The 22,860-nt window shown below is 37.5% G+C and carries 19 protein-coding genes; 13 read left to right on the top strand and 6 right to left on the bottom strand.

Annotation, left to right across the window (positions count from 1 at the left end):
• Positions 1 to 59 precede the first annotated feature (59 nt).
• The 5 genes from GI584_RS23335 to GI584_RS23315 are packed head-to-tail and all read right to left on the bottom strand — an operon-like array spanning position 60 to position 4,730.
• Entirely contained in the window at positions 60 to 773 is a 714-nt protein-coding gene (locus tag GI584_RS23335) for a GntR family transcriptional regulator (RefSeq protein WP_153792815.1), read from the bottom strand.
• Between the two features lie 9 nt (positions 774 to 782).
• Complete coding sequence (locus GI584_RS23330; protein WP_153792814.1) at positions 783 to 1,799, bottom strand: sugar kinase; 1,017 nt, start codon at positions 1,797 to 1,799, stop codon at positions 783 to 785.
• A complete protein-coding gene (gene dagF / locus GI584_RS23325; protein ID WP_153792813.1) occupies positions 1,792 to 2,544 on the bottom strand; it encodes a 2-dehydro-3-deoxy-phosphogluconate aldolase in 753 nt (250 codons plus the stop codon). Before dagF ends, GI584_RS23330 begins: the two co-directional genes overlap by 8 nt.
• Before the next feature lies 1 nt (position 2,545).
• A complete protein-coding gene (locus GI584_RS23320; RefSeq protein WP_153792812.1) occupies positions 2,546 to 3,646 on the bottom strand; it encodes a DgaE family pyridoxal phosphate-dependent ammonia lyase in 1,101 nt (366 codons plus the stop codon).
• On the bottom strand, positions 3,600 to 4,730 hold the full coding sequence (locus tag GI584_RS23315; protein WP_153792811.1) for an amidohydrolase/deacetylase family metallohydrolase: 1,131 nt from the start codon (positions 4,728 to 4,730) through the stop codon (positions 3,600 to 3,602). The genes GI584_RS23320 and GI584_RS23315 overlap by 47 nt, the downstream gene beginning before the upstream one ends.
• A 342-nt stretch (positions 4,731 to 5,072) precedes the next feature.
• Here GI584_RS23315 and GI584_RS23310 point away from each other — a divergent pair, with 342 nt between their 5' ends.
• From GI584_RS23310 to GI584_RS23270, 9 genes are all read left to right on the top strand, one after another.
• The gene (locus GI584_RS23310; RefSeq protein ID WP_194842079.1) at positions 5,073 to 6,812 is read left to right on the top strand and encodes a sensor histidine kinase; all 1,740 of its coding nucleotides are present in this window, start codon (positions 5,073 to 5,075) and stop codon (positions 6,810 to 6,812) included.
• Between the two features lie 4 nt (positions 6,813 to 6,816).
• Positions 6,817 to 8,334 carry a response regulator gene (locus tag GI584_RS23305; RefSeq protein ID WP_153792809.1) on the top strand — a complete coding sequence of 506 codons (1,518 nt, stop codon included), beginning with the start codon at positions 6,817 to 6,819 and terminating at the stop codon, positions 8,332 to 8,334.
• Positions 8,335 to 8,521: 187 nt separating this feature from the next.
• The gene (locus GI584_RS23300; RefSeq protein ID WP_153792808.1) at positions 8,522 to 9,850 is read left to right on the top strand and encodes an extracellular solute-binding protein; all 1,329 of its coding nucleotides are present in this window, start codon (positions 8,522 to 8,524) and stop codon (positions 9,848 to 9,850) included.
• A 91-nt stretch (positions 9,851 to 9,941) separates the two neighbouring features.
• Complete coding sequence (locus tag GI584_RS23295; RefSeq protein WP_100358493.1) at positions 9,942 to 10,832, top strand: carbohydrate ABC transporter permease; 891 nt, start codon at positions 9,942 to 9,944, stop codon at positions 10,830 to 10,832.
• Positions 10,832 to 11,707: a carbohydrate ABC transporter permease gene (locus tag GI584_RS23290; RefSeq protein ID WP_100358494.1), complete on the top strand. Its 876-nt coding sequence runs from the start codon at positions 10,832 to 10,834 to the stop codon at positions 11,705 to 11,707. Before GI584_RS23295 ends, GI584_RS23290 begins: the two co-directional genes overlap by 1 nt.
• Before the next feature lie 25 nt (positions 11,708 to 11,732).
• Entirely contained in the window at positions 11,733 to 12,209 is a 477-nt protein-coding gene (locus tag GI584_RS23285) for a GNAT family N-acetyltransferase (RefSeq protein ID WP_153792807.1), read from the top strand.
• Positions 12,206 to 13,270, top strand: a complete 1,065-nt coding sequence (locus GI584_RS23280; RefSeq protein WP_153792806.1) for a Gfo/Idh/MocA family protein — start codon at positions 12,206 to 12,208, stop codon at positions 13,268 to 13,270. The genes GI584_RS23285 and GI584_RS23280 overlap by 4 nt, the downstream gene beginning before the upstream one ends.
• A 14-nt stretch (positions 13,271 to 13,284) precedes the next feature.
• Entirely contained in the window at positions 13,285 to 14,139 is an 855-nt protein-coding gene (locus tag GI584_RS23275) for a sugar phosphate isomerase/epimerase family protein (protein ID WP_153792805.1), read from the top strand.
• A 4-nt stretch (positions 14,140 to 14,143) separates the two neighbouring features.
• Positions 14,144 to 15,019: a sugar phosphate isomerase/epimerase family protein gene (locus GI584_RS23270; protein ID WP_153792804.1), complete on the top strand. Its 876-nt coding sequence runs from the start codon at positions 14,144 to 14,146 to the stop codon at positions 15,017 to 15,019.
• Positions 15,020 to 15,426: 407 nt separating this feature from the next.
• On the opposite strand, the gene GI584_RS23265 is transcribed toward GI584_RS23270, so the two are convergent.
• Complete coding sequence (locus GI584_RS23265) at positions 15,427 to 16,680, bottom strand: ROK family transcriptional regulator (protein ID WP_153792803.1); 1,254 nt, start codon at positions 16,678 to 16,680, stop codon at positions 15,427 to 15,429.
• 217 nt (positions 16,681 to 16,897) lie between these two features.
• On the opposite strand from GI584_RS23265, the gene GI584_RS23260 reads away from it, so the two are divergent.
• The 4 genes from GI584_RS23260 (at position 16,898) to GI584_RS23245 (ending at position 22,859) form a co-directional block, all read left to right on the top strand.
• Positions 16,898 to 18,196 (top strand): ABC transporter substrate-binding protein, encoded by a 1,299-nt coding sequence (locus GI584_RS23260; RefSeq protein WP_228552451.1) that lies wholly within the window; start codon positions 16,898 to 16,900, stop codon positions 18,194 to 18,196.
• A 123-nt stretch (positions 18,197 to 18,319) separates the two neighbouring features.
• Positions 18,320 to 19,222 carry a carbohydrate ABC transporter permease gene (locus tag GI584_RS23255; protein ID WP_153792801.1) on the top strand — a complete coding sequence of 301 codons (903 nt, stop codon included), beginning with the start codon at positions 18,320 to 18,322 and terminating at the stop codon, positions 19,220 to 19,222.
• Positions 19,223 to 19,240: 18 nt separating this feature from the next.
• The gene (locus tag GI584_RS23250; protein WP_153792800.1) at positions 19,241 to 20,068 is read left to right on the top strand and encodes a carbohydrate ABC transporter permease; all 828 of its coding nucleotides are present in this window, start codon (positions 19,241 to 19,243) and stop codon (positions 20,066 to 20,068) included.
• Between the two features lie 16 nt (positions 20,069 to 20,084).
• On the top strand, positions 20,085 to 22,859 hold the full coding sequence (locus tag GI584_RS23245) for a glycoside hydrolase family 2 protein (RefSeq protein WP_153792799.1): 2,775 nt from the start codon (positions 20,085 to 20,087) through the stop codon (positions 22,857 to 22,859).
• The last annotated feature ends 1 nt before the right edge of the window (position 22,860 follow it).

Raw genomic sequence — 22,860 nt, 5'->3', positions numbered from 1 at the left:
ATGGTGCAAGGATCTCATTTAATGATTATCGCTTAACTTTTTCGCCCGTAAGTTTTCTTTCATTTTTCATAATTTAGCACGTATTCCTGAAGGTTCGTGTTATAGTAGCCTTCGCTATACTCAATTAGTTCGTTTTCTTCTGAGTAAGAATAGCGCATTCGTTTTAATAACGAGGTGTTGGTGTTTACTTGTAGTGCCTGTTCAACCTCTAAAGGAGGATTGGAAACGTCAAAGTTATCGGTGAATTTTTCTAAGATAATGCCTTGTTGTTCCATCAATCTATATAGCGATTGGTCTTTTATATTTTCTTGTACCAGGTCTCTCATCTTCATTGTCATAAAATGATAAAAATAAATATATGGTTGCTCGTCTAAATAATACATTCGTTTGATACAGATACACTGTGCCCCAAATAATGGATATAAAAAGTCCTCTTCCATATTTTTTAAACTGGTTACTTCCATTACTTCTTTTTTGAGTTTGTGTCCAGATTCTACAAGAAGCTCAGTGAAGAGCTTTCCTTTCGATAGCTTCGATGTGGATGTATTGCGCAACACTCTTGTACCCTTTCCACTTCTTTTTTCAACAAAGCCTTCTTGGGAAAGCTCTTCGATTGCTTTGCGAACGGTAATTTTACTTACCTCAAACTCCTCTTCTAAGTGTGGCTCGGGAGGTATATTTGTGCCGATCGGATAGATACCGTGCAAAATTCGGTCTTTTAAAATGTTTTTAATTTGTGTATATAACGGTCCTTTGTTACGAGAAATTTTCATAGTTTTCAACTACCTTTCCACATCCCCTATACCGCTTTCCATCACTCGAATGATATCCTTCTCTAAAGAAATTGGAGAATCTCCGATGATGGTATGTGCTAGGGCTCCTGCACTGACAGCAAAGTTAACAGTTTGTTCGGACGTATATTCTTTTAATTCCCCATGTATTATACCACTAGCATAAGCATCTCCTGAACCAATCCTGTCTAAAACAGAAAAAGAAATAGGTTTAGAGAATGTGAACGTCTGATTTTTGTACATAAAACCTTGCAGTGTATGTGTCTGATCGGTATGAAGTGTCCGGTGTGTCCCTGCAATAATTGGAATATGGTACGTTTCTGCAACCATTGGGATGAGTGTGGTTAATTGTTTCTTTCGATCCGTTTCTTCTGTATTCATCCCAAGCGTATAGTAAGCATCCTTTTCATTCATCAATACTATATCGGAAAGGCGTAACATTTCTTCATAATGGGGTCTCGCCTTTTCATATCCCCCTTTACCCCAAAGGGAAGGGCGATAATTACAGTCAAATACAACCGTGATTCCATTTGTTTTGGCAGCTTTAGCAAAAGTCTTCATCTGTTGTCGCACGGATTCATTCATTGCGAGCGTGATTCCGCAAAAATGAACAATATCTACCTGCTTACATATTTGATGGAAATCATAGATGCTTTTGTTGGCTGTATTAAAGCTGCTTGCTAATCTGTTCATGTACGTCACACGGCTAGGACGTACGCCGAATCCATTCTCAAGGAAGTACATGCCAATCGAGTGACCACTGCGATGGATCGTGGGAGATTGTATCCCGAGTTTGTGTAAATAACTAATAGCTGCGTCGCCAACAGGATTATCAGGTAACGTGGAGACCAGTTGAGTTTGATGTCCTAAATGTGCCAGTGCTGTTGTTATATTGACCCCAGTCCCCGAAAAGGAATAGTTCAGGTTACTAGCTTGGGACAAAAGCTGATGTCCTGGTACTTCCAACCGCATCATTACTTCGCCAAATGCAGCGATTCGTCTACGCATAATCATGAACCAACCTTTTAATGATAGTAACTAATTCATGTACATCCTCGACATTTGTTTTCCCTGTTTCTTTGTTGATGATGGAGGAGTAGACGTGTGGAATTACTTGCGGGACGTTTGCTTCTAAAGCAATTCGTAAAATCGGTTCAAAGTTCTCCAAATTAATTCCACCTGTTGGCTCTAGTGCAAATTGTTCTTTTCCACAAGCTTCGGCAACAGCTCGGTATTCGTCTTCCGTATGTAATCCATTCATTGGAAAAAATTTTAAAGCATTCCCGCCCATATCACGCACGAGTCCAATTGCAGCTTCAACAGGGATAATTGCTGGCTCTGTTTCGCTGCTATGAGGGCCAGTGGAGATATTTACGTATCCAACTTTTCCTGAAGGGGATACGAGACTATTGATCCAACTATCTTTACCTGCTACATTAGCGCGAGTTGCACCGACTGATGGGAATACTTGGTTTATATGACTACCAGAATAATATGTTGCGATTTCTGAAACAATCTCAGCTTGGCGGTTGTCCCCAGCACCAAGCCCGATAGAAACAGCGTTCTCTATAGTTTTCCCGTAGGCCTTCATAGCCTTCACTGCCTCTTCTATGGTTGGATAATCCTTTGATAGTACACCGACAAGCACAAGACCTTCTGCTGCATGAAAAACTTCCTTAGCGTTTTCCATGCTATTTGCTAATACGTTTAGACCGACTCGGCCTTTGTATAGACGATTTGTGATGGTAGACATATTAGTTTCCCCCTAATAAATGGCGTAGTTGATTGGAAATAATCTTGGCATCATCTTTCTTTAATGGACGTGGGTCAATATCAAAATAGCCTTGCTTTACCCCGTAATCGCGTGTGTAAATAGCGATGTCTCCAGTACGAAGTTGGTCGTTAATTTCCATTGCTGTTGCTCCGACTTTTGGATCAATTTGAACACGAGCTCGGTAGATTGCTCTTCCTGCTTCATCTTGAACAATCTTTACCTCTACGCCATCGATGTCATTTAAATCTAGCAGAGGCTGAAGGCTATCCTTTTCTTGCTGACTCGTATCTTCTTTTGTTTGGAATTCATCTAGTGCCTGCAGTAAACCGAAGCTCGTTTCTTTTCCTACTTTCATACTTCTCCCAATTCCATGTAGATGGAGCTTGACCCATTCAATATACTTTTGCTTTCCACCAATGATACCTGAAGTAGGGCCTTCCATTGCTTTTGAACCACTGTAAATGGCAAGGTCTGCGTATTTTACATACTTTTGTAGATCTTCTTCGGCTGCTGCATCGACAATCATTGGGACGTTGTTGCGCTGGGCTACCTCCCATGCTTCCTCAACAGAAATCATATTTTTTTGGACAGCGTGGTGTGATTTTACATATAAAATGGCAGCTGTCCTTTCATTTATAGCTTCTTCCAAATGCTCCTCTTTTCCTTCATTGGCATAGCCAACCTCTACTAACTTCCCACCACCTAGATAAACCATTGTTTCGACTGGTGCACCATATTGAACATTATGTCCTTTAAAGGCAATAATTTCATTTTGTGCGTGCTCTTCTTGGTGTAAGCGAAGACTCTTGCGCCGATTTCCCTTTGTCACCAGTGCCGCCACCGACAAGGCAATTCCACTAGAAGCTGAGTTCACAATAACTGCTGACTCAGAGCCTAGAGTAGATGCAACATAATCACCTGCTTTATCAACTAAATCTGCAATTTCTACGTAATTCTGACCACCAATTTTCATTGCATCCATAACCGTATCACTTGGAGATGACACCCCTAAAATACTCATTCTACCACTAGCATTAATCACTCGCTTTAGTCCGTACTTCGCATGTAAGGAACTCCCCATTTATGATCACTCCTTTTGGTTTTATCATTTTGGTTGTTCGTCGTTCATTTCCTTCTGAATCAACTAAAGTTTCCGGTTCATTGTCTATAGTGAATAAGGTTAAGTTTGCAGTATCCCCGACTTGTATCCGACCTAGCTCTGGTTTATGTAGCCACTTCGCAGGATGGATTGTAACAGCGTTAATTACTTCCTCAAGTTCATAATCTAAATAAAGGAATTTAGATAACACATTGGCTAAGCTATAGACTGGTCCATGTAATCGGTTATTTTTATAAATATCTGTACTAATGGTATGAAATCGAATCCCGTGCATCTTTGCTAATTCGGCTACAGGAAACGAGAAACTGGCTGATCCGTGCCCAACATCAAGATGGACACCACGTTCGATGGCATCAATCAATTCTTGGTATGGAAATCCGTCTTTATCAAAAAGATTATTTGCTTTTCCATGTAAATAATGGGTAACGACATCATTTGTCTCTAGTAATGGTAGGATATCTGTGATTGCTGGTGGCCCTGAACCGATATGAACCATAAGCGGTAAATTAGCATCGTTAGAAATTTGTCTAGCCAAATGTAATGGTTTTATCTCATTTGAACCAACAACACTTTTACTTATTCGTGCTTTCAACCCTACAATTCTATCTCGATGCTTTTCAACCATTTCTAAAACTTTTTCTTTTTTTATCCAATCTAGATTTGATAACTCATCGATTCTTTGTAAACCAACTTGAGCAATGTTTAAAAAGGAAAGGACATTCGTTTTTGCTGTAGAACTGTTCGCTAATAAATCTTCTATTCTATCTGTACCACAGCTCCCAGCGTCTACAATTGTTGTGACACCTTGTTCTACTCCAATCGAATCTATTTCATCCCCGTATGGGTTAAATTCCGGAAATGCATGGACATGCAAATCAATCCATCCACTAGAAATATACATGCCAGTACAGTCGTGAACTTGTGCATGTGCACCTTGTACTAGTCCCGCACCTGTTATCTCATGGATGATGCCTGAATCAATCACGATATCTATTTTATCTCCTGTTACTTGTCTCACGTTTCGTAATACGTACCGGTTGTTCATCTACTCCCCCCTCGTTACTCTTCCTTGTTTGCTAACATGCAAAGAAAATTACTATTCATTTAAACATTATAATGTTATAATGTTATTGTAGCATAAAAAAAAAGCTTGAAAAGGATAATTTGTATATTTTTTTGAGAATTAAGGTTATATAGTTGAAGTACCAGTGTTTTTAAGGACGTGTTACTAACGAATTTTACTGGAAGCCAGATTTACAAGTGTGTTGACAAGTTGAAAGGGGGTTGTATAACCTAATAGAAATATAATATAGTAGACTTTATATGCAAGCGCTTACTTAAGTGGAAGGTTTTTTGGAATTAAGCATAGTATTTGGAGCGATTAATGATGAAGCAGTGGTTTCGAAGTTCCTTACAAAATCAGTTAACGGTGTTTATGTTATTAGCTGTATTTATACCCATTTTTCTTCTTGGTATATTCTCGTATATCACAGCGGTAAATCTTTCAAAAGAACGTACAACATTATCGGGATTAAGTTCATTGGAGCAGCTAGAGACTTCACTAGAATTTATGGTCAATGATCTCAATAATATGTCGATTTTTTTAATCGGTAATCAAAATATTCAACAATATTTAAAAGAAAACCAGGTTTCTGTTCAACAGCGTAGAGATATTTACGGATTTATATCTAATCTGACTTTATCTAAGCCTTATATTGCAAATATTCTAATTCAGCCTATAAATCACAATGAAGACATATCCACCTACCCAATTTTAATAGGCGACGAAAAAGGACAAACGAATAGCGATCATTCTGACAAATGGTCGTCGACACGTTATTTTAGTAAAACATCGATTGAGTCACAGGAAGTCATCGCATTAGAAAGACCGATTCGAAGTACCGATCAATATGAATTAATTGGATATTTATCAATTATATTGGATCAGCAATTCATTGAAGAACAATTAGAGTCGATTAATTTTGAATGGGATGGCTCTGTATTATTAATGAATGATGTGTCTATACTTGCAGGAAATCATGAAAATCTGAATAGTAATTATTTGTTAGAAACGATTTATCCATTAGTTAATGCACAAGAAGAGAGAAATATAACGACACATACAATTAATGAGGAAAAAAGCACTGTATTGTCCATAAGTCTAAGCGAAGTTGAATGGGAACTAGTTGGAATTATTCCGTTTAAACAGTTTAGTTCTCAAAATCGCTATTTTTTATTTCTTACAGTTTTAGCCGTAGGAGTTGCAATTATATTAGTGTTAGGTTTTGTATTGTTCTTTGTCAAAAAGGTGATTGGACCGTTGTCTACCTTATCGAGTGCATTGACAAATTCAGACCCAGGTGAAGGAATTAAACCGTTGGAGTCTCATTCCGAGGATGAAGTTGGTCATTTAATTACTAGTTACAATAAATTAAATAATCGTATTTTATTATTAATGGAAAAAATTAAAGAAAATGAAGCAAATAAAAGAAAGGTTGATTTACATGCGCTACAAGCACAAATAAATCCGCATTTTTTGTACAATACGTTGGCTTCCATTCATTGGATGGCACTCACGTCAAAGGAAAAAGGTATTTCACAAATGGTTTCATCGCTTAGTAGTTTTCTTCGATTTAGTTTAAATAAAGGAAGCGAGTATTGTACGGTAGAGCAGGAGCTTGCCCACTTATATAATTACGTAAAGATTCAAGAAATTAGATACCCTGGAGTGTTTCGGTTACTAGTTGAAATGCCCAGTGATGTCAAGCAACTTTATATTTTAAAGCTTGTGTTTCAACCATTGATTGAAAATAGTATTTTGCATGGGTTTTTACCTAAGGAAGATGAGGGAGGGGAAATCAAAGTATTGGGAGAATGGGAACATTCGCAGTTACATGTTACAGTTTCTGATAATGGTGTAGGAATGTCACAGGAAAAGGTCGAAAAGCTGAATCAACAATTTCAACTTGATATGAATGAAAAAGAAATTGTTGGCGAACATTATGGCTTGCGTAATGTGAATCTTCGATTGTTATTGCATTATGGTCCATCGGCGAGATTTCATATTTCTAGTCGTCCTCATGAAGGGACCACGGCAAACTTTTCGATTCCATTAGAGAGAAGGTGAGTAAGTGAGAGTTCTAATTGTAGATGATGAAGTAATCATTCGTGAAGGACTTCGACAGGTAGTATCTTGGAGTGATCACGGTTTTCAGTTACTAGAACCCGCAGTATCTGCAGAAGAGGCAATCAAGGTTATGGAAAACAATTGTCCGGAAATTATTCTAACTGACATCCGAATGAGCGGGATGAGTGGACTTGATTTAGCTGCCTATGTATCCGAACAGGAGCTTCCGGCAGAGGTTATTGTCTTAACTGGATATGATGAATTCTCTTATGCCCAGGAGGCGCTGCGCCAAGGTGTTAGTGATTATTTATTAAAAGCGAGTGAACCAGATGCTATTTTAGATGCAGTAAAAAAGGCTAGAGATAGACTTGCAGCGACGAAGGAACACGTGCAATGGAAGCAAGGGGAACGGGAACGCTGTATTACGTCACTTATTAAAAAAATTGTAAAAGATACCTATGAACAAAAGGAGATCAACCAATTAAAGGAGCTGATTCCAGAGCTACGAGCTTTTGCTTTTCAGTTCATTTTGGTTGATAAGCAACTTCCGATTTCGGAGATTGTAAAAATGGAAAAACTTTGGAATACCTATGTATTTGGCAAATGGCTTCAGTTTGAGGATAAAATAGCTATTATTGTTACCCGTGATCCTCGTTTAGAAGACGAATATTTGATACAGATGGCAGCGAAAAAAATAAGCCAGCAAATAGGTAAGCCGTTGTTAGTAAGTACAGTTGTCTCGGCGTTATCTGAACTGCCTTCTTCCTATCGTGAAGTAAAACCCCTTCTATTATACCAATGGATATTACGTGAAAAAAGAATGATAAGCTTAACGCTTATTAAAGGAAGACGAGGTATAGCGTATGCAGAGAAAATGAAGGATCATGAAGAAATGCTATTTAACTTTATCCATACAGGTAACTATCAAGAATTTACTAATTTTATGGATGAACTTATCACTTGGCTATTCTCTCATCCACAAGCCACACCAGGATCGATCCAATTGTATCTACAAACATTGTTTATCTCGATGCTTCAGTTTGTAAATAGAATAGCAACCTCTATTGGTAAGGATACGAAGAACTATAAATCTCTGTTACCACCAGCTGAATGGTTCCCTTCTTACAAAGAGTTCCTCCTTCCTTCCTTTACGAAAATAATAGACGACTATCAAAATCTTGTTCACCGACAAAATAACTACGTTCAACTGGCGATTCATTATATGGAAATTAAATTAGATCAATCGGTGTCGTTACAAGAAGTAGCTGATCATGTACATGTGAATCCAAGCTACTTAAGTGAAATGCTCCGTAAAGAGACAGGTGCTTCCTATGTTGAATTCATCACGGAATTGCGGATGAGTAAGGCGGTAGAACTTCTAGTTCACACGCCAGCTAAGGTGAAGGAAGTCTCTAATCAGGTTGGATATTCAGATTGGAAATACTTTACTTCTCAGTTTAAAAAACATTTCGGCTTAACACCTACACAGTATCGTCAACGATTAAAGGCTGATGCTAATTAAAAGCATCAGTCTGTTTTTTTAAAAGAAAGTATAAAATTTGCTTATCTGTCTAACTCTGAGCGCTCTGCGTTCGTCTAAATTTAGAAAAGTCAGATTTTAACCACCCTTGTTCTGTGATTTCTCCCCTTAAGTTAAAAGTTCGAATTGACTATAATTAAACTAATTTAAAAGAGGAGGTAATAGCTGTATGAAAAGGGCGTTAGCATTTTTAGGGATTCTTTTACTATTTATATTAGTAGCATGTAGTAATGATGGTGGAGATAGTGAGCAAACAGCAAGTGAACAAGAGCCAAGTGACAGTAGAGAGAAAACGACGGTGTCCATTTGGCATAATTTTGCAGGTGATGACCTTCGTGCACAAGTTGTTCGTGGATTAGTTGAACAGTTCCAAGAAGATAACCCTGACATTATCGTGGAGGAAGAAGCAATCCCTGTCGATGGTTATCGTCAACGAATAAGTACTCTAGCGGCAGCTAATGAATTACCTGATGTATTCTTAACTTATCCAGGAAGCTTTACAGATGAATTTTATGAAGGAGATTTAATTCAACCAATTACTTCATTGTTTGACGAGAATCCAGAATGGAAAGAAGCGTTTTTACCTGGTGCTCTAGAGGTATATGAGTACGATGATGGAGAGATTTATACAGCTCCTGTAGCGATGTCATCTACTTCATACCTTTTTTATAACAAGGAACTTTTCGATGAGAATAATGTAGAAGTTCCTGAAACCTGGGATGAGTTCATGGATGTGATTGCTGTATTTAATGAGCAAGGTATTACTCCATTGGCTATGGGTAACCAGGCTCCATGGGTAGCGCAATCTACTACATTTGGTGCAATTGCTGATCGTGTCACCGGTTCAGATTGGTTCTTTGATGCAGTTGCTCAGGAGGATGCATCTTTTACTGATCCTATTTTTGTTGAGGCACTTGAATACTTCAAACAATTAGTCGATGCAGGCGCTTACCAAGAAGGTGCTAATAGTATCGATAATACTCAAGCGGAGCAATTCTTTGCACAAGGAAATGCGGGGATGATGATTAATGGTTCGTGGACCATTAGTAGTTTAGCAAGCTCTGGAGATGAAAATATTTTAGAAAATATTGGTGTAACTGTCGTTCCGAGCATTGAAGAAGGAGAAGGTCGAGCGAACACCATTACTGGTGGACCTGGGGGTGGATTCTTACTCAATAGTAAAGCAGAGGGACCTGAAAAAGAGTCTGCTCTTAAGCTTATCTATGCATTGAGTAATGCGGAAGCACAAAAAGCTATTGCAGAAAGTAACTCTATGGTTATGTATGATGTCGATATTGATCAAGAAAAAGTAAGTCCTTTATTTTATGAGGCGTTTAACTTAGTTAAAGGTGTCGAATTCGCTCCGGTATATGACTTATATTTATCTGCTTCAGCTGGTGAATCTATTAACAATGGTTTACAAGAAATTATGTTAGGTGGAGATCCAGAAGCAGTAGCAGAAAAACTGCAAAAGGCACAAGCACAATCGCTGGACTAAATAGATGCTAGACGGGCACCAGCCTTAGCTATATTGGTAATCTGGTGTCCGCTAGATAAATTTAAAACTTAAAACAAAAGGGAGGGGTAGCATGCAGAATGTATTAAAAGTAAAATTCTTGCTGGTGGTTACCTTACTTCCAGCCTTGTTGCTTTATACTTTTATCGTTATTGTACCAATATTCTGGTCTGGTTATTATGGATTCTTTAGTTGGTCTGGAATTAGTGAGGCAACATTTATCGGATGGACGAATTACATTGATGTTGTTAAAGATCCCATCTTCTGGCGAGCGCTTAAAAACAATATGATTATTGTTGCAGCTTCAGTATTTGGTCAAGTACCTATCGCATTAATATTAGCACTGATGCTCCGTAAAACAACTTTTTTTCAAAGGTTTGTTCGTTCAGCCGTATTTTTACCAATGGTTATTTCAACGGTCGTTGTTGGTTTAATTTGGGGGTATATTTATAACCCTCAATTCGGAATTGTGAATTCATTTTTAACAGCTATTGGTCTAGAGTCATGGACGCGTGCATGGCTTTCAGATCCGAGTGTTAATATGTATGCAGTCTCGATACCGATTATTTGGAACTACATTGGACCGTATTTAATTATTTTCATCGCAGCCATTCAAAATATCCCATCAGAAATAGAAGAGGCTGCCAAAATGGATGGTGCTAATGGAGCAAAGAAACTTTTTTACGTCACACTTCCTATGATGTGGACAACCATTAAAGTTGTTATTGTGTTATGTATTTCTGGTAGTTTGAAAGCTTTTGATCAAGTTTTCGTTATGACTGGTGGTGGGCCGGCTCAATCAACGGAGTTGTTAGCAACTTATATGTATAACAACACCTTTATGACTTACCGATATGGCTATGGTTCTGCAGTATCAACGATGATTATTATTATTAGTTTAGTACTCATTCTAATAAGTCAAGTAGTCATGAAGAGAAAAGAAGAAGAAGGAGTGGGCATTTAATGGAACAAAACAATGTACTAATAGAAGAAATTTCTTCTATTAAACTGCGTACTAAAAATGCCATCTTTCGAGCTTTAAAAACCATATTTTTGGCTGTATTTTCCTTGCTTATGATCTATCCGCTGTATTGGCTGATGATTAGTGCTTTTAAAACGAATGAGGAATTTTTTCAGTTTCCATATGCACTACCAAGGGAGTGGACGTTTGATAATATTACCCGCGCATGGGAAGTAGCAGATATGGGTAGAGCAATGATTAACTCAACTGTTGTAACGGTAATAGCGACTGTTTTAACTGTATTCCTTGGAGCACTGACTGCCTATGCGTTGTCACGATTCAAATTTCGCTTTAAAGGCTTTCTGATGGTGTTTTTTTTACTAGGTATGTTAATTCCCATTCATAGTACACTCGTTCCATTATTTATTTTAATGAATCAAGTGGGGATGTTAAACACGTATTGGGCTTTAATTTTACCGTATACTGCTTTTGAATTACCAATATCAATATTTCTAATTACTGCCTATATGGCAAGTATCCCTAAGGAAATAGAAGAAGCGGCAGTTATGGATGGGGTTGGCTATTGGGGGATTTTCTTTCGAATGATGCTTCCACTTTCCGTACCAGCAATGTCGACTGTCGCTATATTAGCATTTTTACGCTATTGGAATGAATTTGTATTTGCGCTTGTATTTATCAATGATTCTAAACTAAAAACACTACCATTGAGCTTATCTATCTTTTCAGATGGATATAGTACTGATTACGGACTAACAATGGCGGCGATGGCAATCGCAGTCATTCCGACAATTATTATGTATGTATTTTTCCAAGAACAGATTATGAAAGGAATGGTTTCGGGAGCAGTGAAAGGATAATAGCTAGGAGGAGGTTTTTCTAGAGATGAGTGATATGCTTGTACCTCTATATAATTTGGGGCTTTATCAACCGGATACAAACAAGGATTGGATAATTCGAAAGCCTTTACCACCAGAAAAACATCTAGTAGTACAATGGGTTCGTGAACATTTTTCTGAAAAATGGGCGAGTGAATGCGATGTAGCCTGTTCACAAACACCTGCATCGTGTCTGATCGCAGTTCAAAATGGTGACATACTCGGGTTTGCATGCTTTGATGTCACTTACTTGAACTTTTTTGGCCCAACTGGAGTAGTTGAAGAGGCGAGGGGCAAAGGAATAGGCCGTGCGCTTTTGTTGGAAAGCTTAGAAGATCTAAAGCGAAGAGGCTATGCCTATGCAATCATCGGTGGTGCAGGACCTGTTGATTTTTACAAAAAGGCAGTAGGAGCGATTGAAATACCGGACTCTGATAATGGCGCATATAAAGGAATGTTACAAAGGAAGGAGGATGTACAATGAGTCAGTTAAAGGTTGGGATAATAGGGACGGGATCCATTTCTCATGAGCACCTCGATGCCTATCATAAGTTAAACAATGTAGAGGTTTATGCGATTTGTGATATGCAAAAAGCACGAGCGGAGCAGGTCGCTGCAAATTACCAAGCGGAATATGTGTTTGAGGATTATAACGAGATGTTGCAGCTAGAAGAACTTGATGCTGTCAGTATTTGTACTTGGAATTACACACATGCTGCAATCACCATTGCAGCACTTGAAGCGGGGAAGCATGTACTCGTTGAAAAGCCACTTGCTATTACTGTAGAAGAAGCGGAAGAGATTCAAGAGGTAGCAAACCGTTCGGGTAAGGTTGTCCAAGTTGGTGTAGTCAGACGCTTTGATCCGAATGCCGAGATGGTAAAAGAATTCGTAGATGGTGGCATGTTTGGTGAATTCTATTATGCCAAAGCATCTTTTCTGCGTAGAGTAGGTAACCCAGGTGGTTGGTTTGCAGACAAAGAAAAATCTGGTGGAGGTCCTCTCATTGATATTGGTGTTCATGTCATTGATCTTTGCTGGTATTTGATGGGTAAACCGAAGCCAGTATCTATCAGTGCAAATAAATATGACAAGCTAGGAAATCGATCAAATATTGACTATGTCACCTTTTACAAGGCAGCGGACTATGATCCGAATAAAAATAATGTAGAAGACTTAGCAAATGCAATGATACGGTTTGCTAACGGTGCATCTTTGTTTGTTGATGTCAGTTATTCACTGCATGCCTCCAAGGATGAAATGGGTATCAAGCTATATGGAACCAAAGGTGGATTAGAAATCGAGCCAGAGCTTAAATTTATGACAGAGCAACACAACACGATGTTAAATATTTATCCACAAACAGATTCGCCGAAACTGGATGTGAAGAAAGCATTCGCAAAAGAAATTGAACACTTTGTTACTTGTTGCTTTACTGGTGAAACGCCAATCAGTTCATTAGAAGATGGTGTACAGATGATGAGAATTCTCCATGGAATCTATGATTCTGCAGAGAAAAATCGAGAAATTATCCTACAGGAATAGGAGGATTCGGTAAAATGAAGTTTGGTGTAAGCTCCTACAGTTTATTACAGGCGTTACGGTATGACGGAATAACAGTAACCGACATATTCCAATGGATAAAGGAAATTGGTGCAACACATGTAGAGATCGTACCACATGGATTTGAGGTATCGTTAGAGACGGCAACCACTATTCGTAAACAAGCGGAAGAAGTAGGATTAGAGATTTCCAATTATGCGATAAGTGCAAACTTTGTTACAGACGATAAGCAAGCGTTTCAGAAGGAAATCGAGCGCGTGAAGCACCATGTCGATATCGCCCATGCATTAAATGTCAAACATATGCGACATGATGCGGCTAGCAGGACAAACGGGACAATCACAACATTTATTCGTGACCTAGACCAAGTGGCAGATGCATGCAGAGAGATTACGACTTATGCGGCATCATATGGTATTGTCACTTCTATTGAAAATCATGGGTTTTATTTACAAGGTAGTGATCGCGTGCTTGCATTACTCGAACGCGTGAATCATCCTAATTTCCGTTTGACTTTAGATGTTGGCAATTTTGCTTGTGTTGATGAGGACACATCCATTGCTGTGAAAAAATGTTTGCCATATGCATCAATGGTTCATTTGAAAGATTTTTATGTTCGTGAGCAAAACAACCAATTGCAAGAAGGATGGATCGAGACAGCTGGTGGGAAGAAAATAAGAGGCTCGATCGTTGGTCAAGGTGACTTACCAATAAATGAAATTCTTTCGACCATATCAGCAAGTGATTACGACAGCTGGATATCGATTGAATTTGAAGGAATGGAAAACTGTATGGACGGAACAGCTTATGGATTTTCCTATGTAAAAAACAGGCTAAAAAAGGAGGCATAATCTTATTTATAATCCAATTGGTGTCATTGCAGATGGATTTCAAAAGGACCTCTGGGAGGGACTAAGATTAGCAGGGAAATTAAATGTTCAAAGTGTACAGCTTTATGCTGTATCTGGCGAGATGGACCCAGCTACTATTACATCAGATACGAAAAAAAGACTAAAGGAAGAACTTGAAGCGAATAATCTAACGATATCTGCATTATGTGGAGATTTGGAAGGACACGGTTTTCAGGATAGAAGTGTCAACGCTGAAAAAGTAGATAAGTCAAAAAGAATCCTTGAATTGGCTGTTGAGCTCGGTAGTCCTATTGTAACTACACATATTGGTATTGTGCCAGAGCAAAAAAATGAGATTTATCATAGCATGTATGATGCGTGTGAAGCGCTTGGGGATTTTGCAACATCGTTACAAGCGCATTTTGCAATCGAGACGGGTCCTGAACCAGCCTCACGTCTTAAAGCATTTCTCGATCAATTACCAACCAATGGTGTGTCTGTAAATTTTGATCCAGCAAATATGGTCATGGTCACTGGCGATGACCCTGTACAAGGTGTTTATACACTGAAGGACTACATCGTCCACACACATGTAAAGGATGGAAAGAAATTAGGTCAAGTTGATCCTCGTGATGTTTATGGTGCACTTGGCTATAAGCCGATGAGCCATGATGCGATTGCTGATATGGTTGAGAAAGGAACTGGATTTAGGGAAACATCTCTAGGACAAGGAGAAGTCCCCTTCGATCAGTACTTTAAGGCTCTTGAAGATATCGGTTACGTAGGACATTTAATTATAGAACGAGAAGCAGAAACTAATGCTTTTGAGAACATAAAACAAGCGGTTGAATATTTACAAGCACGTCAAAAGGTGCGATAAAAGAAATGAAACATAGGGGGGACCATGTATATATAATAGGCTTTACCACAGTGTGTTTGAACTGTGGTATTGTTTGTCATGAAACCTATATAGTATTACTTAATATAAGTTTAAGGTAGTTTGTCTAAACTAGTTGTAAATTAGATATCTCTGATCGAACTCACATATGCTTGCTGTATCATCAAGCAATACCATATTTTTGAAATGTATTTAGGGAAAACTATTCATTTAAAATAGGATATGTTTCAAAAAAATAGGAAAGTGTAAAAGAAATATCCCCATTTATGGTTGATTGAGAGCTTAATTCAGAAAACAGAATATGCAAACTCTTTTTATGATTAGGCAGGCTACTTCAAAGGTGAAGTTACAAGATAAAATTAATAAGCAGTTAAACGAACTATACCTTCTTACTGCTCTTGTGCAGTCTCTATCTCCCGATTCAATGGTAATGTTCCAAGAAGTAGTTCATTAATCCATTGGCTTGCTGCTCCTAATGGGATGGCATTATCTTGTAAATCTGATTTCACAACTTCTAATTTCTTAGTGTTTGTTTTTAAGGCGTTTTTTGAAAAAGAGTCGACTAAGCAGTTAAAAATGGGATCAGGTACTTGCTGAACAAGGCTTCCTGTTAGGATGATTTTCTCTGGGTTGATGATATTAACTAATGTTGAGACAGCAATTCCTACATATCTAGCAGCTTCCTCTACAACGTTTATCACTAATGTGTCATCTTTTGCGACAGCATCGTAAACATCCGTTATTGTCATTTTATCTAATATTTTTTTCTCATCGTTTATGATAGAAGGAAACCCTTTTTTGATCTTTTTTTTCACTTGCTCCACAATAGAATTTTCACTTGCTAGAGCTTCTAGACAGCCATAATTACCGCATGAACATAAAGGTCCATCATCATTTACGATGGTATGTCCAATCTGACCTGCTCCAAAATCTATTCCATGAAATATTTTTCTATCAATCATAATACCTGCACCGATACCGTAGTCAACATTGACCACGATAAAAGAATTTTCTTCTTGTGCCTTTCCAAACCAAGATTCTGCTAAAGTTAATGCATTACAATCATTATCCACTAAAACAGGTAAGCCCGTTTGTTCTTCTAGTTTTTCTTTGATAGGTACGTTCTCCCAGTCTAAATGTGGGGGATAAATCGCTACACCTCTTTTAAAATCTACAATGCCATGCATACCAACCCCAACACCTAATATTTCAGATTTTTGAAAACCGTGTTTCGTTAACAAATCATTAATTACTAAAGTGATTTTACTGATAATATTATCTGGTGACGTATTTTTTGGTAATCCTTCTGAATAATAGGCTAATTCTCCCCCATTCAAATTATAGAAAGAAACGTTAAGTTGTTTAGAAGTGATTCCTATTCCAATAACTTTTAAAACATTTTCTTCTATTTTATATAAAGTAGGAAATCTCCCTCTATTAGTTTTCGACTCACCTATATTTTTAATCAATCTATATTGCTCTAAAGAGTCTACAATATCAGTAATAGCTGGTAAGGTAAGTCCTGTGATTTTAGATAATGTCGATTTAGATACAGCACCTTCTTTCATTAAAATACGCAAAACTAATTTCTGATTGTACTGCTTCATCATGTCTTTACTGATCCTCTGCTTGGCATAGTACATACTTGCATCTCCTCATATATAACATAAATATAATATTAAAGTTACTTTACTATTTTAGTTTATAAAATGCGTAAATAACAATCAAGCAAATCGATAAATTCGTTCAAATTAAATAAAACCATCAAAAATAAGTTGACTTTATTAAAGTGACTTTATATAATGGTCTTGTGATATTAGAAAACGCTTTCAAAAAAGGGAGAGGGTTACATTGAAGAAGATGTGGGTTTTATTTTGTTTAATGGTTTTATTTATTCTGAGCGCTTGTTCTGAGGATGCAGCCGATTTAAATGGTAGTAGTGAAAACGATGCAGACAATGAATCAGATGATGAAACAGTTGATTTAACAGTCTGGACCTGGCCTAATAACGATCAAACATTTGAAGATATTACTATACCACTTTTTCAAGAAGAATATCCGAATATAAACGTTACTGTGCAAGGGTTTGGTCAAGATCAATATGCAGATAAACTTTCTTCGGCACTTATAGGGGGAGATGTCCCTGATGTAGCGATGGTCGAGATAAATGATGTGGTAAATATTAAAAACTTAGAATTATTTGAAGATCTCAGCCAAGAACCGTATAACGCAGGTGAACTATCGGAGGATTACCTGGATTATTTTTGGGATTATGTAACAAACGATGATGGTTACATTTTCGCACTTCCGAAAAATTCTGCACCAGCTGCCATGTTTTATAATAAGCCTATTTTCGAAGAAGCTGGATTACCAACAGATCCTGAAGGAGTACATGAACTGATGGCTACTTGGGAGGATTATGTAAACGTAGCAGAAGATTTGACAGTTGAAGGTGAGCAATGGATGTTAGGAGTTCCACCTGAAATATTGAATGCAGTTACTCAACAGGCAGAAACAGCTTACTATAATGAAAATAATGAATTACAAATTGACAATGAACATTTTATGTATGTATATGATACTGTTGAGCAATTGGGTGACATGGGTGCGTTCTCTCCTTTTGAGCAGTATTCACCTGAATGGAATGCTGCAATTCAACAAGGGAGCATTGCTACATTTTTATTTGGAAACTGGTTCGGTAAATACTTAAAAAACAATACGGAAGGTGCTGAAGGAGAATGGGGAGTAACTTATGCACCCGCGTATCTAGGAACTTCAGCATATGACCAGGGTGGAGATTTTATCGGAATTCCGAAAGAAGGAGAGAATAAAGACGCCGCTTGGAAATTCGTACAATTTGTTACTCAGAATTCAGAAAACTTACAAGCAATGTACGAACAAGACGAACTATATCCTGCTTATTTAGATGCCGTCGATGAAGATTGGATGAATAATGAAAGTTCTTTCTTTGGCGGACAGGTTACAAATGAAATTTTTCAAGTAGTTGCTGAAGAAATGGCTGCACCATACGTAACGGAGAACGATCCAGTAGCAACAGATGGTGTAAATAGTATGCTTACCAATATAACATTAGGTGATATGGAAGTTGAACAAGCTTTGGAACAGGCAAAACAAGAAATTGAAGCAAAAACACAATAATATGAGAGCTTTATAACAATGAATCTAAACTTTATTAAATAATAGATCGTAACTTCATTTAAAAATAGAGCGGTTGTTAATCACCGCTCTACCATAAACCTGAAATAAAAAGGTGGTTTATCTATGAAGCAAGTTGCTGGTTCTATATCTCATAGAATGAAACAAAATAAAATGTTCTATATAAGCGTTGCTCCTTTTTTAATTTTATTTTGTATGTTTAGTTTATTTCCAATTGTAGCATCATTCTTTTTAGGTTTTACAAAATGGAATGGTGTTGGCGTACCTGAGTTTGTGGGGATTGATAACTATACACAACTTTTTAATGATCCAGTCTTTATAAAATCCATTTATAACACGATTTATATTTGGTTTTTTTCTACTATTTTAACACTTGGTCTTGCTTTTATTTTAGCTTACTTAGTGAATCACTACATTCATAGGGCTAAAGGGTTTTTTAGAGTTGTATTTTTGTTTCCTCTTCTAGTTGCACCAGCTCTTACAGCTATTATGATCAGTGTTATATTTTCTACAAATGCAGGTATCGTTAACTCTTTTATTAGCTTATTTACAGATGGAGTATTTTCTTATGAATGGTTACGTTCACAATTTTGGATTAAACCTTTAATCGTTCTTATTATCATATGGAGATGGACAGGATATCACTTTATTTTATATATTGCTGGATTACAAACCATTCCGAGTGAGTTGTATGATGCAGCAAAAATAGATGGTGCGAATGTCATTCAAACGATCAAAAACATCACACTACCTCTTATGGCTCCCATTTTATTAGTAAGTGTGATTACAGCAACTGTTGGTGGAATTCAAGTATTTGATGAACCATATGTGCTTACACAAGGAACAGGTGGAGTGAACAACTCTGGGATTAGCATGGGAATGTATTTATATCAAACTGGCTTTGAGTATTTTAATTTTGGGCTGGCTGCTGCACAGTCCTATGTATTATTTATGTTGATTCTGCTGGTTACCCTTGTAAATGCGAGATTTTTAAGAAATAGAACATAACAGGGAGCGGTTTAATTTATGGAAAAAATAGCTAGTAAATATATATCATACTTGTTTGTGATTATGTTAATGTCACTTTTTATTTTTCCTTTAATTTGGATGTTTATATTATCTACCAATTCAAAAACAGATATATACAGCTTTCCTCCTCCATTATTGCCGGGAGCAGAACTTCTTACTAACTTTGAGAATTTATTGGCTCAAATTCCCTTTTTCATGAATCTTTGGAATAGTGTGTATGTTGCCACTTCAAATGCTTTATTAATATTGTTTGTTTGTTCATTTGCAGCCTATGGTTTTGCTCGGTTCACTAATGCACCGGGAAACAGAGCGATTTTTTTGCTAGTGATTGCATCCATTATGGTACCGCCATTAGCAGGAATTATTCCATGGTTTATGGAGATGAAGTGGCTTGGTTGGATTGATACACATTGGCCATTAATTATCCCAACTGCAGCGTATCCGTTTGGCGTTTTCTGGATGTATCAATATATAAAACAAGCTGTACCTGATGAATTATATGAAGCATGTAAAATAGATGGCGCCTCTGATTTTCGAATTTATATTCAGATGGTTATTCCATTAATTCGCCCAGGTCTCGGTGCGTTGGCAATTTTATCTTTTTTAAATTCATGGCAAAATTTCCAATTACCATTAATTATTTTAAATACTACAGAAAAATTTACGATACCTTTAGCGTTAACTAATTTGACGACACAATCTGGTACAGATGTTGCTGGTATTATGTTAGGAACTTCTATCAGTGTTCTTCCAATTTTTATCGCTTTTATACTTGCAAGTAGACATTTTATCGAAGGATTAACAAGTGGATCAGTAAAATCATAAACTCGGAGGGATTGTTATGTCTAATCAGACCACACTCAACTTAAATGGCGAATGGCAATTCAAACTAATGACAGACCAAAAAAAGGAGACAATGGAACCGGATAATTTTTTTGATGGGATTCAAGTTCCAGGCTCTATTGAAGAACAAGGATTTGGAGAAGTATCTGATCATTTTCCAATCGGTACATGGAAAAAGAAACGTGAATATGAAGGTATCGCATGGTACTCTAAAGAAATCGAGATACCCGATAACTTTCAAGACCACCACTTACAATTACATATCCAAGGTGCTCGTTGGCATTCAGAGCTTTGGATTAACGGTCAACTAATCACTGAAAATAATCGCTTAAGTATACCTCATAAATATGACATAACCGATCATATTCAAGTAGGTTCGACGAATAGAATTTCCATTAAACTAGACAATCGTATGCAAATGGAACTGCAAGAAAGTCATATTCACTCCTATCATACAGGTACGAATTGGGGAGGCATTACAGGTGGTGTTCATATTGTGGCTAAACCTAAAAATGGCATCCGCCATGTAAAGGTTGAAGCGGACCATCATGAATTGCGAGTTTCTGTTGACTTATTTGATCAACCTAGTGAGCCATTATCGATAAAACATCGTGTAGAAGATAGACAAGGAAATACTATTCTTTCCGAACAAATGGAATTAATGAATCAGCAGACAACTGTACAACTCAATCATCATCAAAAATTGAAAAATTGGTCACCAGAAGAACCAAATCTTTACGTATATAAGGTGGAATGGTATAAGGATGATCAATGCAGACAAACAGAGGAAGTTCGATTTGGTGTGCGTTCCTTTGCGACCAACGATCAGCAGTTTCTCATCAATGACACGCCAATCTTTTTAAATGGCTATGTCGATTGCTGTGTGTTCCCGCAAACAGGCTATCCAGTATGGGATAAAGAACATTATAAGATGCAATTTCAAACAGCAAAGCAATATGGTTTTAATCATGTTCGTTTACATGGATGGACGGCACCAGAACCATTTTGGGAAGCAGCAGATGAAGAGGGAATGCTCGTCCAAACGGAATTACCCCATTGGAGTGTTTATTATCGCGAACGTCAAATCAATGCACCGGCAAACGTACACGATTTTTATAAAGAAGAGCTGGAAGAGATTCTAGAGAAGCTACATCGACATCCTTCTTTCGTCATGTTTGCGATGGGAAATGAATTGATCAGTCAAGAGGGGCATCCGCAACTAAATGAATTGGTGCACCATGCAAAAAGAATAGACAACACTAGACTTTATACCGATAATACAGGTTTTGGCGAGTTACCTAGTCATGATCGTGCAGGAGATTTCTTTATACCAACGTTGAATTGGCATCCTCCCTATCACATCAATGATGCTGCCATTCCTGATACAACAACTGACTACCGAGAGGTAACGAAACTTGAAACAAAACCACTAATTGCTCATGAGCATGGGCAATTTACCATGTACGTCCGACCAGAAGAGGAAGAGAAATATCAAGGGATCTTAGAGCCACATTGGTTAGAAACAATCAAAGAATCACTCGCTAAAAAAGGACTACAATCAAGAGTAGATGAATTCATCGAAGCAACGGGCGTACATTTAGCACGATCTATAAAAGAAACTTTTGAGAAAGCAAGAAGAACACCTGGCTTATCAGGTATTCAATTATTAGATATTCGCGACTTCCCTGGTCAAGGACATGCAACAGTCGGCATACTAGATGTCTTTTGGGATGCTAAAGGAATTATTTCTCCGAGTGCATTTCGACAGTTTAGTAATGATATGGTGCTACTTGCGAGAAGCGATAAGAGAACATTTTATCATAAGGAAACAATGACTGCACAACTCGATATATCATATTTCGGTAAAGCCATCCACGATCTGAATATAGAATGGCAATTAACAGAAGGAGATCAAATCGTTCATTCCGGTGAAATAGGCGGGATCCATTTAACTGGTCAAGGCCTACAACCTGTAGAGATCATCCAGATTCCATTACAAGCGGACAAAGCTAAATCGCTGAACTTTAAAGTCAGATTAACCAATAATACCGAAGTATTAGCTGTGAACGATTGGGATTATTGGGTCTATCCAAGAACAGCGCTGCCAAACAATACAAGCAGAATCTGGACTAATATACCTGCATTACGATCTGTCCTTAATGGAGCCAGATTTGAAGAAAAAATAAGCATTGTTCAACACAGTTTTCAAAAGGATCCAAATGTTGACCTCGTGATATCAGATCAATTATCACGCGATGTGATTCAACATGTAGTAGATGGTGGAACAGTATGGCTGATGTCAGAAAACCAACAGGATGAAATCATGACAAGATATCTTCCGACCTTTTGGAATTATTTATGGTTTCCAGAGCAACAAGGTACAACAATGGGTATGAAAATACATGAGCATCCGGTATTAAAAAAGTTTCCGCATGACCCTTTTTCCAATTGGCAATGGTTCCATTTGGTCAACCAAGTCGGTGCTTTAAACATAGACAGTGTTCCACAAATTGAGCCGATAATTGAAGTAATCGATAATTTTAACAGGCAAAAAAGATTAGCTTATATGTTTGAAGCAAAAGTAGGTCGAGGGAAATTATTTGTAACAAGTTTACAATGCAAGCAACCCGCAGATTTAAAACGTCCAGAAACACAAACATTATTGTTAGAGATTATAGAGTATATAAATAGTAATCAGTTTGAGCCGACAGCACAACTTACGATGAGCGAATTATTAGGTGTTTTCAAAGTAACAGCTATTGTGCATCGATAAG

Origin of the sequence: Gracilibacillus salitolerans (assembly GCF_009650095.1) — a bacterium.
GTDB lineage: Bacteria > Bacillota > Bacilli > Bacillales > Amphibacillaceae > Gracilibacillus > Gracilibacillus salitolerans.
This window is presented reverse-complemented; position numbering and strand designations above follow the sequence as displayed.